Source organism: Streptomyces pristinaespiralis (assembly GCF_001278075.1).
In the GTDB taxonomy this organism is placed as follows: domain Bacteria; phylum Actinomycetota; class Actinomycetes; order Streptomycetales; family Streptomycetaceae; genus Streptomyces; species Streptomyces pristinaespiralis.
Map to the genome: position 1 here is coordinate 6,447,126 of NZ_CP011340.1, position 14,448 is coordinate 6,461,573.

The following is a 14,448-nucleotide window of genomic DNA, read 5'->3' on the forward strand; positions in this document are numbered from 1 at the left end:
AGGGCACGGTGTCCGGATGTCTCAAGGTGCACTAGGGTCACGTGAGTCCGCGCTGGGGAGCGCGAACAGCAGCTGATGGGGAGGGAACAGACGTATGGCAGCGCAATTCGGCCGCCGGCTGCGCAGGGGAGCGACGACGACGGCGGTTGCCGCCGCTGCCGTGGCCGCACTCTCCGCGTCACAGGCGCCCGGCGTCACGCCCGCCACCTCGGGCACCGGGCAGGAGGCGTCGGACGCTGCACCGCCGCCCGGCACGCCGGTGACCGGCAACTCCCCGTACTACACGGACCTCCCGCCGCTGAACACACCCGACAAGCCCGGCACTTCGGGCGATCTGCCGGAACTCGGCACGGGTGAGGCCGGCATACCCGCCTCCGTGCTCGCCGCCTACAAGCAGGCCGAGCAGACCATCGCCGCGTCCGACCCGGCCTGCCGGCTGCCCTGGCAGCTGCTCGCCGCCATCGGCAAGGTCGAGTCCGGTCAGGCGAGGGGCGGCAGGGTCGACGCCAACGGCACGACGCTCACCCCGATCCTCGGCCCCGTCCTCAACGGCGTCGGTTTCGCGAACATCTCGGACTCCGACAACGGCGCCTACGACGGCGATGCCGTGCACGACCGTGCCGTCGGGCCGATGCAGTTCATCCCGCAGACGTGGGAGACCTGGGGTCAGGACGCCAACGCCGACGGCCGCAAGGACCCCAACAACATCTACGACGCGGCGCTCGCCGCGGGCCGCTACCTCTGCGCCAACGGCCGCGACCTCGGCAACAAGAACGACCTCGACCAGGCGATCCTCGGCTACAACCACTCGCGGGAATACCTGCGCACGGTGCTGTCCTGGTTCGAGTACTACAAGCGCGGCGCCCACCAGGTCCCCGACGGGGCGGGCGTTCTGCCGGTGGGCGACGGTCCCGACAGCTCGGGCCCGCTGCCGACGCCGAACCCCACCCCCACGCCGAGCCCGTCGAAGCCCGCGCCGGATCCGAAGCCGAGCCCCACGCCGAGCCCGTCGAACCCCACCCCCACGCCTACGCCGACCCCCACGCCGACCCCGCCCCCGACGTCCACGCCGGCCCCCGCGCCCGTGAGCCGTCTCGAGGACGCGGGCACCGGGCCGCTGACGGCCGTGGCCGGCCGTCAGTTCACCGAGCGGGCCACGGTCCGCGCGGAGAACGCGAAGGGACAGCCCGTCGCCAAGGTGGCCGTCCGGTTCATGATCGTCGGCGACACCGACACCCGCTTCGCCGGTGACCTCACGCAGGCCGTCGTGGCCACCGGGGCGGACGGCACCGTCAGTGCCCCGGCACTGGTCGCGGGGGAGCGGACCGGCTCCTTCACCGTCCGGGCCACCGTCATCGAGCGCTCCCTGCCCGGCGTCGAATTTGGCGCCACGGTCACCGAGCGGGAAGCGGACAGCATCGTCCGGACCGACACCAAGGCCCTGACGGCCACCGCCGGCGGCGAGTTCGCGGACGTCATCCGCGTCCGGGCCGCATGTGACGGAGTGGCCGCCTCCGGTGTCGCGGTCTCCGCCACGATGATCGTCTCCAAGGAGAACGGGGCGGAGAACGACAAGGGACCGTACTTCAAGAAGGCCGACGGCACGGTCGTCCGTACCCTGACCGGGCTTCGCACCGGCGCGGACGGCCTGCTCGAGCTTCCGAAGGTCTACGCCGACGGCAATCAGGGCACCTTCGTCCTCCGGCTCACCGCTCCCGGCGGCGGCACCCTGGACGTCGAACTGCAGGTGACGGCACCGGCGAGCGCGACCCCGTCGCCCTCCCCGTCGCCGACCCCCTGACCGAGGCTCCGCCCGCACCGCCCCTGCCCCGCCCGCCGGGACAGGGGCGGTGCTGTGTGTTCTCTTCTTCCGGCGGCGTTGCTACGGTGCCCCAGACCTGACGACCTATCAGATCATGTCCGGGAGGCCGAGCATGCGCGCCCTCGTCGCCGCCGCCGTCGGACTCGCCGCCGCCCTCGCCCTCGTGCTCACCGTCACGGCGATCGGCACACCCCCCGGCGAGACCTCACCCGAGCCGCTGCTGACCACCGTCCCCGGCCCCAAGGACTGAGGGCCGCCATGCGCAGCAGAGCCGGCCTCGTCCTCGTCGCCCTCGCCGTCTTCCTTGCCGCGCTCTCCCCACTGCTGCGCTGGTACGCCTTCCCACGGCTCGCCAAGGTGCCCGCCGGCCAGTACCAGGAGATGGTCCTCGAGGCGAAGCCCGCGACGCTCCTCGACTACGGCACCCTTCAGGCGAAGAAGGTCGAGAAGGTCACCATCGTGCAGACCCTCAAGGGCAACGTGGAGGAGTCGGAGCGGATCGAACGGACCGCCGGCCGCGACATCGTCGTCTGGGACTCCCTCTCCTACATCCAGGGGCCCGACGGCGCGACGGTGTCGCAGATCCCCGAGCGGTACATCTTCGACGCGCACACCCAGGAGCCGGTGCACGCCACCGGCGAGTCCGTCGACGGCGACGCGGTGAGGCGCGAGGGCATCGAGTTCAAGTGGCCGTTCCTCACCGAGAAGCGGGACTACGTGTACTTCGACGCCCAGGCACGGACATCCGCCCCCATCCACTACAAGGGCACCCGCCAGTTCCGTGGTCTGGAGGTCTACTACTTCGAGCAGACCATCCCTTGGACCAAGGTGCCGTACCCGAAGAAGATGCCGATCCCCGGAATCGACGCGAGCACGTTGGAGAAGCAGACCGGTACCACCCGCTGGTACACCACCAAGCGCATGTTCTGGGTGGAGCCTGTCACCGGAGCGCCCGTCAACGGCGAGGAGATCCACCGGGAAGAACTGCGCGGCGGCTCCCTGCTCGGCGGGCGCGACAAGGTCACCGCCTTCGCCGGGCATGTGAAGATGCGCCCCGACTACGTCGACTCCACGGTCGAACTGGTCACCTCCCAGCGCCGTATGGTCCTGCTCATGACCTCCTACCTCCCGTGGGGGTTCCTCGTCACCGGCGCCGGCCTGCTGGCGCTCGCCCTCTGGCGGGAGGCCCGCAGCCGCCGCCCCGACCCCGCGGACGTGGCGGCCGCGGTGGAACCGCTCAGGGTTTGAGGCCCGGGCGGGGGGCCACACGTGTCCGACACCCTCACGTGTCCGACACGGAGTCTTCCGGCGTCTTGAGCCCTGCCCGTGGCCTCCCGGCGTCCGAGGCCGGGCCCGGCCGGCCGCTCAGGGTCTGAGCCGTGCCTTCGTGTGCCGCGTCGGTTCCGCCGTCGCCGGGTCCTCGGGCCAGGGGTGCTTCGGATACCGGCCGCGCAGCTCCGCCCGCACCGCCCGGTAACCCTCACGCCAGAACGAGGCCAGATCCGCCGTGACCGCCGCCGGTCTGCCCGCGGGGGAGAGGAGATGCACCACCACGGGGACGCCGGCGACCTCCGGTGTCTCGCGCAGACCGAACAGCTCCTGGAGTTTCACCGCGAGCACCGGCTGCTCCCCGCCGTACTCCACCCGTATCCGGGAGCCGCTCGGCACCTCGATCCGCTCCGGCGCGAGCTCGTCCAGCCTGGCCGCGTCGCCGGTCGCCCACGGCAGCAGCCGCTGCAACGCCTGACCGGCCTGGACGCGGCCCAGGTCGGCCCGCCGCCGGGCGCGGGACAGCTCCGGCTCCAGCCACTCGTCGGCCCGTTCGAGCAGTTCGGCGTCCGACACGTCCGGCCACGGCCGGTCCAGCACCCTGTGCAGAAACGCGAGCCGCTCGCGCAGTCCGTGTGCCTCACGCGTCCAGTGCAGCAGCCCGAGCCCTTCCCGGCGCAGCCCCTCCAGCAGCGCCTGCCGTACGAGCCCGGAGTCCGGCGCGCTCAAGGGGCGTACGGACAGCTCGACCGCGCCCAGCCGCTCCACGCGCCGGGCCACGACGTCACCGTCCTCCCAGTGGACGTCCTCGCTGCGGGACAGGAGATGGGACGCGGCCCCGCGGGCGCCGTCCTCGTCGAGTACGGCGGCGAGCCTGATCCGTGCGGACACGGCGGTGGCGGGGCGGTCGGCGACGGCGACCGCCAGCCAGGGCGCGTCGCGCAGCGCCGACCCCGCGTCGAGCAGGCCTCCGGTCCCGGAAGCCATCAGATACGCCCCGTCGCCCCGCCGCCGCGCCACCCGCTCCGGGAACGCGAGCGCGGCGACCAGCCCCGCGACGGCGTCGTCGCCGGACGGCCCTGCCCGGTGCCCCGTGCCGCCGCCGAGTGACGACTCCAGCCGCCGGGTCTCCGCACGCCACCGCGCCCCGTACGCGTCGTTGCCACGCCGGGCCGCGCGCCAGGCGCCCGCCAGGTCGTCCCCGTACTCCCGTGGCGGTTCGTCGCTCAGCAGAGCCACCACCTCGGCTGCGCGCCGGGCCCCCACCTGAGCGGAGCCGTCGAGGAGCGCGCGGGCCAGCCGCGGGTGGACGCCCAGGCGCGACATCCGGGCGCCACGGCCGGTGGCCCTGCCCGACGCGTCGACCGCGCCGATCGCGGCCAGCACCGAGCGCGCGGCGGCCATCGCGCCCGGCGGAGGAGCGTCCAGCAGCGCCAGGCCGGCGGCTTCCGGGTCGCCCCAGCACGCCACATGCAGCGCGAACGCCGTCAGATCCGCGACCTTGATCTCCGGGGCGGGGAAACGCGGGAGGCGGGTGTCCTCCGCCTCCGTCCAGCAGCGGTACACCGTGCCGGGTCCCTCGCGGCCGGCCCTGCCCGCCCGCTGCCGTCCCGACGCCTGCGAAGCCCGCACGGTCGTGAGGGCACTCAGGCCGCGCGCGTGGTCGGTGCGCGGCTCACGCGCCAGACCGGAGTCGACGACGACGCGCACCCCCGGCACCGTCAGTGACGATTCGGCGACCGACGTCGCAAGGATCACCCGGCGGGTGTCGCCGCCCGAGAGCACCGCGTCCTGCACGGCGGCCGGGGCCCGGCCGTGCACCTGAAGGACTTCCGCGTCCACCCCCGCGAGCTGCCCCGCCACCCGGCCGATCTCACCCACGCCCGGCAGGAAGCAGAGCACGTCCCCCTCGCGTTCCTCGAGCGCCCTGCGCACCACCGAAGCCACGTGCGTCAGCAGCGCGGGATCGACCCGCATCCCGTGCGGCGGCCGCACCGGACGGAACGGAGGCGCCCAGACGACCTCGACGGGGTGCGCGACGCCCTCGGCCCGCACCACCGGCGCGTCACCGAGGAGCCGCGCCCATCCTTCGGCGTCCGTCGTCGCGGAGGCCGCCAGCAGCCGCAGCTCCGGGCGCAGCGTGTCCCGGACATCCAGCAGGAAGGCGGCGACCGTGTCGGCGTCGAGATGGCGCTCGTGACACTCGTCGAGCATCACCGCGTCGACACCGGCCAGCTCCTGGTCGCGCTGGAGCCGCTGAAGCAGCACGCCGGTGGTGACCACCTCCACGACCGTCTCCGGCCCGACCACGCGCTCGCCGCGGACGGTGAAGCCCACCCGGCCGCCCACCTTCTCGCCGAGGAGCCACGCCATCCGCCGCGCCGCCGCGCGCGCCGCTATCCGGCGGGGCTCCGCGACCACGACCTTGGCGCCGGTCTCGGCGAGGACCAGCGGCACCAGCGTGGTCTTGCCAGTGCCGGGCGGAGCGCACAGCACGGCCGTGCCGCGCTCGTCGAGCGCGCCGAGCAGCTCGTCGACGGCATGGCGGACGGGAAGGCGGTCGATTGCGTCGTTTCGGATCACGGGCTCAGTCTCGTACGTCCCGGCGAACCGCGGACGCGGCTGTCCACAGCCCCGGTGGGCTTGTACGGCAATCCTGTGCCGGTGCGGTCTCCCCGCGTGGCACGGTCGCTCAGCGCCGCGGTCCTCCCGCGCACCACCGTCGTCCGGTGCCGCAGCCCTTGCCGCACCGCGGGGTCCACCCGCTCCGCGGCTTTCGCGTGCGGCGTTCCGTCAGTCCCGCTCGCAGACGAAGATCGCCGTTCCCGGGATCAGGTTGCCGCGCAGCGGGGACCAGCCGCCCCACTCCTGGCTGTTCCAGGCGGGCCACTCCGGCTCGACCAGGTCGATCAGCCGGAAGCCGCCGGCCACCACGTCCCGCACCCGGTCGCCGAGGGTCCTGTGGTGTTCCACGTAGACCGCGCGGCCCTCCTCGTCCTGCTCCACGTAAGGGGTGCGGTCGAAGTACGACGCGGCCACCGACAGACCCTCCGGCCCCGGCTCGTCCGGGAACGCCCAGCGGATCGGGTGGGTGACGGAGAAGACCCACCGCCCACCGGGCCGCAGCACCCGCCGGACCTCACGGAACACCCGCACCGGGTCGGCGACGAACGGAACCGCCCCGTAGGCGGAGCACGCCAGGTCGAACGAGCCGTCCCGGAACGGCAGCACGCCCGCGTCCGCCTCCACCAGCGGCACGTCCCCTCCGATGCGCAGCGCGTGCTGGAGCTGGCGGTGCGAGAGGTCGAGCGCCACAGGCCGGGCGCCCTGCGCGGCGAGCCAGCGTGAGCACTGGGCGGCGCCGGCGCCGATCTCGAGGACGTCGAGTCCCTTCAGGGAACCGGCGGGACCGAGCAGCGCCGCATCCGCCTCGTCGAGCCCTTCGGGTCCCCATACGAACCGGTCGTCGCCGAGGAACGTGCCGTGCTCGCTCTGGTACTCGTCGGCGTTCCGGTCCCACCAGCCGCGGCTCGCCCGGCTGCTCTCCGCATCCCCGGTGCTACGGCGGGTCGCTTCCGGTTCAAAATCTTGGCTCATCGTCACCGTCGTTGTAGTTTGCGTTCCAGCGCGCCGATATCAGGGCTTCGAAAGATGCCATCGTGGCCTCGGCGAACAAGAGTTGTGCCGGAATTGTGGTCTTCCACCCCCGGTGTGCGCCTTCGCGCATTGACCGTGTCCGGCTGCCCCCGTATGCTACAAGTTGCGCTGCGAGCCTGCGCGCCTCAGACCGAGCAGGCCGCGCTCGCACCTGTATGTATCCCTCGGTTCACGGGGCGTCTCTGGAGATCCGATCGGATCGCTTGGCCGACGCTTCGAAGGCTGTCCGGTTATGCAGCTGCGACACCGGCTCTCGGCGTAGCAGTACCTACGACTTCAATGTCCGTACCGGAGCCCTTTCCCACATGACGAGCAGCACCGAGACCACCGCCACCACCCCGCAGGTTGCGGTCAACGACATCGGTAACGAGGAAGCCTTCCTCGCCGCGATCGACGAGACGATCAAGTACTTCAACGACGGCGACATCGTCGACGGCGTCATCGTGAAGGTCGACCGGGACGAGGTCCTGCTCGACATCGGTTACAAGACCGAAGGTGTCATCCCGAGCCGCGAGCTCTCGATCAAGCACGACGTCGACCCGAACGAGGTCGTCAAGGTCGGCGACGAGATCGAGGCCCTTGTCCTTCAGAAGGAGGACAAGGAAGGCCGCCTGATCCTCTCGAAGAAGCGCGCCCAGTACGAGCGTGCCTGGGGCACCATCGAGAAGATCAAGGAAGAGGACGGCATCGTCACCGGCACCGTCATCGAGGTTGTCAAGGGTGGTCTCATCCTCGACATCGGCCTCCGTGGCTTCCTGCCGGCCTCCCTCGTCGAGATGCGCCGTGTCCGCGACCTCCAGCCCTACGTGGGCAAGGAGCTCGAGGCGAAGATCATCGAGCTGGACAAGAACCGCAACAACGTGGTCCTGTCCCGCCGCGCCTGGCTCGAGCAGACCCAGTCCGAGGTGCGCCAGACGTTCCTCACCACCCTGCAGAAGGGCCAGGTCCGCTCCGGCGTCGTCTCCTCGATCGTCAACTTCGGTGCGTTCGTGGACCTGGGCGGCGTCGACGGTCTCGTCCACGTCTCCGAGCTGTCCTGGAAGCACATCGACCACCCGTCCGAGGTTGTCGAGGTCGGCCAGGAAGTCACCGTCGAGGTTCTCGACGTCGACATGGACCGCGAGCGTGTCTCCCTGTCGCTGAAGGCGACGCAGGAGGACCCGTGGCAGCAGTTCGCCCGGACCCACCAGATCGGTCAGGTCGTCCCGGGTAAGGTCACCAAGCTCGTTCCGTTCGGTGCGTTCGTCCGCGTCGACGAGGGCATCGAGGGTCTGGTCCACATCTCCGAGCTGGCCGAGCGCCACGTGGAGATCCCGGAGCAGGTCGTCCAGGTCAACGACGAGATCTTCGTCAAGGTCATCGACATCGACCTCGAGCGCCGCCGCATCAGCCTCTCGCTGAAGCAGGCCAACGAGTCCTTCGGTGCCGACCCGGCCTCGGTCGAGTTCGACCCGACCCTGTACGGCATGGCCGCGTCGTACGACGACCAGGGCAACTACATCTACCCCGAGGGCTTCGACCCGGAGACCAACGACTGGCTGCCGGGCTTCGAGTCCCAGCGCGAGGCGTGGGAGACGCAGTACGCCGAGGCGCAGCAGCGCTTCGAGCAGCACCAGGCCCAGGTCATCAAGTCCCGCGAGGCCGACGAGGCCGCCGCTGCCGAGGGTGGCACCGCTGCCCCGGCCGGCGCCCCCGCGGGTGCCTCCGGCGGTTCGTACTCCTCGGAGTCGGACGACAACTCCGGCGCCCTGGCGTCGGACGAGGCGCTTGCCGCCCTGCGCGAGAAGCTGGCCGGCGGCCAGAGCTGACGCTCTGCCCCCGACAGCTGACCAGCTGAAGTAAGGCCCGCTCCCCCTGGGGGGCGGGCCTTACCGCTGTCCCGGACCCGTTCGGGACCGCTGTTGCGAACCGCTGTTCGGGTCACGCGAGCGTGCGCATCGCGGCGGCTACGGCGTGATCGCGATGTTGGTCAGACCGTTGCCTCCGGTCACGGTGTTGCTCCCGTGGACGGTGGTGCGGCAGCTCGAACTCTGGTTGGTGACGTTGATCGCGAGCTGCTTGGAGCCGGTCGCTCCGCGCAGATCGGAATCGTTGCCGCGGAACACGGTGCCGCAGCCCCAGCCGCTCTGCTGGGTGTGGGTCTCGTAGCCGTTGTTCGTCGTGTTCCTGCCCGTGTTGTTCTCCACCAGGACGTTGTTGCCCTTCACGTCGACCCATGAGTCGTCGTAGTTCGCGCCGGTCAGGCCGCGACCGTCGAAGGTGTTTCCGACGATCTTCGCGCCGGTCGTGCCCTCCTTGATGTCGACGGCTTCGCCGCCGACGTCCGGGCCGATGGTGTTGTTCAGGATCTGTGCGTTGTCGCTCCGGTCGGAGGTGCCGCCGGCCGAACCGACGTACACGCCCTCGCCCATGCCCCTGCCGTCGTTGCCGGTGTCGTAGATGCGCGAGTTCTTGATGACGCCGTCACGACTGGAGTTGCGGAAGTGGACGCCTTCCATGTCGAGGCCGTGGACGGTGACCGAGTCGATGACGACACCGTCGGCGGTGTCCGTCATGATGCCCTTCTGCCCGCCGGTGACCGTGATGCCCTTGACGGTCCAGTAGGAGGCGCCGTTGAGGTGGAGTCCGTAGCCGCCGTCCGCCTTGAGCACGGCTCGAGACGAGCCTGTCAGCGTGATGCGGGAGCCGGACGTCCCGTCCACGGTGGTCTTGAAGTTGCCGGTGTACGTACCGTCGGCGAGCTGGATCGTGTCACCGGGGCGGGCAGCCGTGAGGGCGGCCTTCAGCTCGGTCGCGGTGTCCACGTCGATGACCGACGCGGCGTCGGCCGGGGTGGCCAGCAGGGACAACCCGCCGGTCGCGAGCAGGGCGGCGGCTAAGGAGGGGAGCAGTTTCTTGGTGCGCATGGGGGGTGCCTTCCCGTTGGTCCGAGGTGGGGACGGTCCTCGTACGGTTCTCGTACATGAACATCGGGTGAGTTTCTGAACGTGCGCGTTGACCCGTGACGGTAGGGACGGGGCAAAGGGGTGTCAAGGTCCGTACCAGACCCCGCTCCCTGGGCCCAGTGGGCGAACTGCCGGGCGGCGGTGGGACGTTCGACACCGGCAGCCACGGGAAGGCGACGTGACAGGTGTGGGAACGGGAATGCGGATGTCCCGGCGCGCGTTCTTGTCTTCGAACACGAGGAGGAGCGGTAATCGTGCTTGATCCACAGGGTTTGTACGAGTGGGAGCCGAAGGGTCTCGCGGTCGTCGACATGGCGCTCGCGCAGGAGTCGGCCGGCCTGGTCATGCTGTACCACTTCGACGGCTACATCGACGCGGGAGAGACCGGCGAGCAGATCGTCGACAACCTGCTGGAGACGCTTCCCCACCAAGTGGTGGCGCGGTTCGACCACGACCGGCTCGTGGACTACCGGGCCCGGCGCCCGCTCCTGACCTTCCGTCGTGACCGCTGGTCCGGCTACGAGACCCCCTCACTCGAGCTGAGGCTCGTCCAGGACGCCACGGGCGCGCCGTTCCTGCTGCTCTCCGGCCCCGAGCCGGACGTCGAGTGGGAGCGCTTCGCGGCCGCGGTCGGCCAGATCGTCGAGCGGCTCGGTGTGCGCCTCGCGGTCAACTTCCACGGCATCCCGATGGGCGTCCCGCACACCCGCCCCGTGGGCATCACCCCGCACGGCAACCGCACGGACCTGATGCCCGGCCACCGCAGCCCGTTCGACGAGGCGCAGGTACCGGGCAGCGCGGAGGCACTCGTCGAGTACCGGCTCATGCAGGCAGGTCACGACGTGCTCGGCGTGGCCGCCCATGTGCCGCATTACGTGGCCCGCTCGTCGTACCCGGACGCCGCCCTGACCGTGCTGGAGGCCATCACGGCCGCCACGGGGCTGGTGCTGCCCGGAATCGCGCACTCGTTGCGCACGGAGGCACACCGCACCCAGACCGAGATCGAGCGGCAGATCGGGGAGGGCGACGAAGAGCTGGTCGCGCTCGTGCAGGGGCTTGAGCACCAGTACGACGCGATGGCGGGAGCCGAGACACGCGGCAGCCTTGTCGCCGAGGCCGTGGACCTGCCGTCGGCGGACGAGATCGGCCGCGAGTTCGAGCGCTTCCTCGCTGAACGTGAGGGCGACGCCTAGCAGGCCCGTCCGGGAAGGCCGCCGGAATCCCGGGGGCCGCCCGGACAGGGCCCCGAGGCCGGGCCGGGGCCGCGATATGTCGCTCGCGTAGGCTGCGGCCCATGCTGACAGTGGGCCTGACCGGCGGTATCGGCGCCGGCAAGAGCGAAGTGTCCCGGCTGCTCGCCTCCTACGGGGCGGTCGTGGTCGATGCCGACAAGATCGCCCGCGAGGTCGTGGAGCCCGGCACCCCCGGGCTCGCTGCCGTTGTGGACGCCTTCGGCCCGGAGGTGCTGACCGACGACGGCGGCCTGGACCGTCCGAAGCTCGGCTCGATCGTCTTCGCCGACCCGGAGCGCCTCGCCACCCTGAACAGCATCGTGCACCCCTTGGTCGGTGCCCGCTCCCGCGAACTGGAGCAGGCGGCCGGCCCGGACGACGTGGTCGTCCACGACGTGCCACTCCTCACGGAGAACAAGCTCCAGTCCCTCTACGACCTGGTCGTCGTGGTGGACGCGTCGCAGGACACCCAGCTGGACCGGCTCGTACGGCTTCGCGGGATGGCGGAGAGCGAGGCGCGCTCGAGGATGGCGGCGCAGGCCACGCGCGAGGAACGGCTGGCCATCGCCGATCTCGTCATCGACAACGACGGACCGTTGGAGAAACTGGAGCCGCAGGTACGCGAGGTGTGGCAGGAGCTGACCCGCCGCGCCGCCTCGGGCCGGGCGCAGGGCTGACCACCGCGCGGCGTGCGGGGCGGCCGGAATAGCGCCGAACCGCCCTGTGTTGGAGCGGACGAGTCAGGGGAAGGATGCGAGCGTGTCGAACAGCAACCCGGAAACGCATGTCATCGACTATCGCGCTGCCGAGCAGCTGCTGGCCGCGCGGGACCCGCGCGGGGCCGTCAAGCTGCTCGACTCGGTGATCGCGGCCCACCCGGAGAACACGGCGGCCCGTCTGCTGCGCGCACGAGCTTTCTTCCTCGGCGCCCAACTGCGTCCGGCGGAGCTCGAATTCGAGCTCGTCCTCGAGCGTGAGCCGGACAACGCGTATGCCCACTTCGCCCTCGCCCGGACCTTCGAGCGGGCGGGCAAGCCGGAGCAGGCCAAGCGTCACTTCCGGCTGGCGGCGGCCCTCGACCCGAACCCCGAGTATCTGAAGGCCGCGCGCTTCGAAACCGAGTGACGGGGACGGGGACCGGCACCGTCAGGAACGGGACCGACGCCGTCAGGAACGGGCTCGTCGGGAACGGGACGGAGAGCGATCCCGGCCGCTCAGCGGCGGTCGGGATCGTAGGGTGGATCGTACGGCGGGATGTCGCGACCCGGCTGGTAGTGGGGCCCCTGCCGGATGTGCCGCACGACCATGATCAGATCGACGGCCACGACGAGGAAGAGCACCCCGCACGCGATGGCCCAGCCTGTGCGCCCCACCCACGCGAAGGCGATCGTGCCGCCGACCGTCCAGATGAGCCCCCACATGCCGAGCCAGAAGCGCATCCGCAGAGGACTGCGCGCGGTGACGGGTTCGCTCCCAGTACGCATCGGCATCACGTCTCCCTCTCCCAGGATGCACCTGCCGTCATGCCTGCCCCTTCCCTCGCCGATTTCCGCGCCCCTCGGTCAGCGGCGATGACTTTTCGTGGCCACTGCGGTCTGACTGTGTGAAAGCGCTACCGGAAACCGGAAGCGCCGACGCGTCCCCACCACCTCTCGCCCGAGGAGACAGTCATGTCCACCGGCACTCCCAGCACGTCCGCCGCCTCCCTCCCGTCCGCTTCCGCCGCTTCCGCCGCTTCCGCCGCTTCCGCCGCTTCCGTCGGTACGGCGGCCGCAGCAGGCCCGGATAGGCGCACCCACCTCGCCGTACGCACGCTGCAGATCGTGCTCGCGCTCTTCTTCGCGGTGGCGAGCGCCGGCCCCAAGCTCGTGGGGCATTCCTCCGCGGCGGAATCGTTCGACAGAATCGGCTACGGCGACTGGTACATGTACCTGGTGGGCGGACTGGAACTGGCCGGCGCGGTGGCCCTGGTGATCCCGATCCTGTCCGGGATCTCGGCCCTTGCCCTGATGGGACTGATGATCGGCGCCTTTGCCACTCAGCTGACCGTGTTCGACGGGAAGAACGCCCTCACACCGGTCATCTTCTTCGCGCTGCTCGCCGTCGTCGCGGTTGTCCGCCGCCGTCACAACGCCGAACTCGTCGCCTTCGTGCGCGATCGCGTCTGAGGGTGGCACGGCCGGCGGCGGCCACGCCAGGGCCCCGGAGACGGGCGCCGGGCGTGGCCGCGCCGCAGTCACGGCAGCGGCCCCGGCGGCGGAGCGGGTCGGCAGCGGTCCCGGCGGTGGAGAGGGTCGGGTGCGGGAGGGTCGGACGGGCGAGAGGGATGCGCGAGGGGTGGATATCGCCCTACAGGGCATAACGGTCATACCGTGGTATTCGATGACCGCCCCGGACGACGAGGGGGTGCCCCGATGATCGAGGAGCTGGCGGTGGCCGGCGTGACAGTGGCGACGGGGCTCGTGGCCTACGCGATGGCCGCAGCGCGGGTCGTCAAGCAGTACGAGCGTGGTGTGGTCTTCCGGCTGGGGCGTCTGCACGGCGACGTGAGGCGCCCGGGATTCACCATGATCGTTCCGGCGGTCGACCGGATACGCAAGGTCAACATGCAGATAGTGACCATGCCCGTGCCGGCCCAGGAAGGCATCACCCGGGACAACGTCACGGTCCGCGTCGACGCGGTCGTCTACTTCCGGGTGATCGACGCGGCCAACGCGGTCATCGAGGTCGAGGACTACCGCTTCGCCGTCTCCCAGATGGCACAGACCTCGCTGCGTTCCATCATCGGCAAGAGTGACCTGGACGATCTGCTCTCCAACCGCGAGAAGCTCAACCAGGGTCTCGAGCTGATGATCGACAGCCCTGCGGTCGGCTGGGGCGTCCAGATCGACCGTGTCGAGATCAAGGACGTCTCGCTGCCCGAGACCATGAAGCGTTCGATGGCACGTCAGGCCGAGGCGGACCGGGAGCGGAGGGCCCGCGTCATCAACGCGGACGCCGAACTCCAGGCGTCGAAGAAGCTGGCTCAGGCGGCGGGCGAGATGTCCAAGCAGCCCGCGGCGCTCCAGCTCCGGCTGCTGCAGACGGTGGTGGCGGTGGCGGCGGAGAAGAATTCCACGCTGGTGCTGCCGTTCCCCGTGGAGCTGCTGCGGTTCCTGGAACGGGCCGCGCCACAGCCGGGCGAACCGGCCGAGCAGGGCCGGCAGGGCGAGGTGGCCGGCGCGGACGCTGCGCCTTCGCCCGAGGTGGAGGCCGCGGCGGGTGAAGCCGGTCTGCCCTTGGCGGCCGGAATCGGGGAGGACGCCGCTGCGGCGGGTTCGCTGCCGGCCGACGAAGTCCCGCCGATGGTGACCGGAGGCGGTGAGGACGCTGTGGAGGAGGATGCTTCGCCGACCGGTTCCTCGCGGGTCGGCGACGTGCCGCCCATGGTGGCGGGACCGGGCGCGGTCTCCTGAGCCGCCGCCCGGGCGACCGCCGCCGAGCGGTGCCTCCATCTTGTTTCCTGTCCTGCGCCGACCAGGGC

The 14,448-nt window shown here is 71.0% G+C and carries 13 protein-coding genes; 9 read left to right on the forward strand and 4 right to left on the reverse strand.

The genetic code is table 11. From position 1 onward, the window contains the following. Positions 1–94: 94 nt before the first annotated feature. The 3 genes from SPRI_RS27495 (at position 95) to SPRI_RS27500 (ending at position 3,070) form a co-directional block, all read left to right on the forward strand. Positions 95–1,801: a lytic transglycosylase domain-containing protein gene (locus tag SPRI_RS27495; protein WP_053557430.1), complete on the forward strand. Its 1,707-nt coding sequence runs from the start codon at positions 95–97 to the stop codon at positions 1,799–1,801. A gap of 133 nt (positions 1,802–1,934) precedes the next feature. Then, positions 1,935–2,072 (forward strand): SPW_0924 family protein, encoded by a 138-nt coding sequence (locus tag SPRI_RS38210; RefSeq protein WP_106428469.1) that lies wholly within the window; start codon positions 1,935–1,937, stop codon positions 2,070–2,072. An 8-nt stretch (positions 2,073–2,080) separates the two neighbouring features. After that, positions 2,081–3,070: a DUF3068 domain-containing protein gene (locus SPRI_RS27500; protein WP_005318895.1), complete on the forward strand. Its 990-nt coding sequence runs from the start codon at positions 2,081–2,083 to the stop codon at positions 3,068–3,070. A gap of 117 nt (positions 3,071–3,187) precedes the next feature. Here SPRI_RS27500 and hrpB read toward each other — a convergent pair whose 3' ends face one another. Together hrpB and SPRI_RS27510 are read right to left on the reverse strand one after the other, a co-directional pair. Then, positions 3,188–5,674, reverse strand: a complete 2,487-nt coding sequence (hrpB, locus tag SPRI_RS27505; RefSeq protein WP_053557431.1) for an ATP-dependent helicase HrpB — start codon at positions 5,672–5,674, stop codon at positions 3,188–3,190. Positions 5,675–5,884: 210 nt separating this feature from the next. After that, entirely contained in the window at positions 5,885–6,688 is an 804-nt protein-coding gene (locus SPRI_RS27510; RefSeq protein ID WP_037774980.1) for a class I SAM-dependent methyltransferase, read from the reverse strand. A 365-nt stretch (positions 6,689–7,053) separates the two neighbouring features. Between SPRI_RS27510 and rpsA the strand changes: the two genes are divergently transcribed. Further along, positions 7,054–8,556 carry a 30S ribosomal protein S1 gene (gene rpsA / locus SPRI_RS27515; RefSeq protein ID WP_005318902.1) on the forward strand — a complete coding sequence of 501 codons (1,503 nt, stop codon included), beginning with the start codon at positions 7,054–7,056 and terminating at the stop codon, positions 8,554–8,556. 138 nt (positions 8,557–8,694) lie between these two features. Here rpsA and SPRI_RS27520 read toward each other — a convergent pair whose 3' ends face one another. Then, on the reverse strand, positions 8,695–9,654 hold the full coding sequence (locus SPRI_RS27520) for a right-handed parallel beta-helix repeat-containing protein (RefSeq protein WP_005318904.1): 960 nt from the start codon (positions 9,652–9,654) through the stop codon (positions 8,695–8,697). Positions 9,655–9,947: 293 nt separating this feature from the next. Between SPRI_RS27520 and SPRI_RS27525 the strand changes: the two genes are divergently transcribed. From SPRI_RS27525 to SPRI_RS27535, 3 genes are all read left to right on the forward strand, one after another. Continuing rightward, positions 9,948–10,886 carry a PAC2 family protein gene (locus SPRI_RS27525; protein ID WP_005318905.1) on the forward strand — a complete coding sequence of 313 codons (939 nt, stop codon included), beginning with the start codon at positions 9,948–9,950 and terminating at the stop codon, positions 10,884–10,886. 101 nt (positions 10,887–10,987) lie between these two features. Then, positions 10,988–11,602 carry a dephospho-CoA kinase gene (gene coaE / locus SPRI_RS27530; RefSeq protein WP_005318906.1) on the forward strand — a complete coding sequence of 205 codons (615 nt, stop codon included), beginning with the start codon at positions 10,988–10,990 and terminating at the stop codon, positions 11,600–11,602. Positions 11,603–11,684: 82 nt separating this feature from the next. Next, the gene (locus tag SPRI_RS27535) at positions 11,685–12,050 is read left to right on the forward strand and encodes a tetratricopeptide repeat protein (RefSeq protein ID WP_037774982.1); all 366 of its coding nucleotides are present in this window, start codon (positions 11,685–11,687) and stop codon (positions 12,048–12,050) included. Positions 12,051–12,139: 89 nt separating this feature from the next. Here SPRI_RS27535 and SPRI_RS27540 read toward each other — a convergent pair whose 3' ends face one another. Further along, positions 12,140–12,409, reverse strand: a complete 270-nt coding sequence (locus SPRI_RS27540) for a DUF6343 family protein (protein WP_037776957.1) — start codon at positions 12,407–12,409, stop codon at positions 12,140–12,142. A gap of 186 nt (positions 12,410–12,595) precedes the next feature. Here SPRI_RS27540 and SPRI_RS27545 point away from each other — a divergent pair, with 186 nt between their 5' ends. Together SPRI_RS27545 and SPRI_RS27550 are read left to right on the forward strand one after the other, a co-directional pair. Next, a complete protein-coding gene (locus SPRI_RS27545; protein WP_005318909.1) occupies positions 12,596–13,093 on the forward strand; it encodes a DoxX family protein in 498 nt (165 codons plus the stop codon). 246 nt (positions 13,094–13,339) lie between these two features. Continuing rightward, on the forward strand, positions 13,340–14,380 hold the full coding sequence (locus SPRI_RS27550; protein ID WP_050791589.1) for a slipin family protein: 1,041 nt from the start codon (positions 13,340–13,342) through the stop codon (positions 14,378–14,380). Positions 14,381–14,448 lie beyond the last annotated feature (68 nt).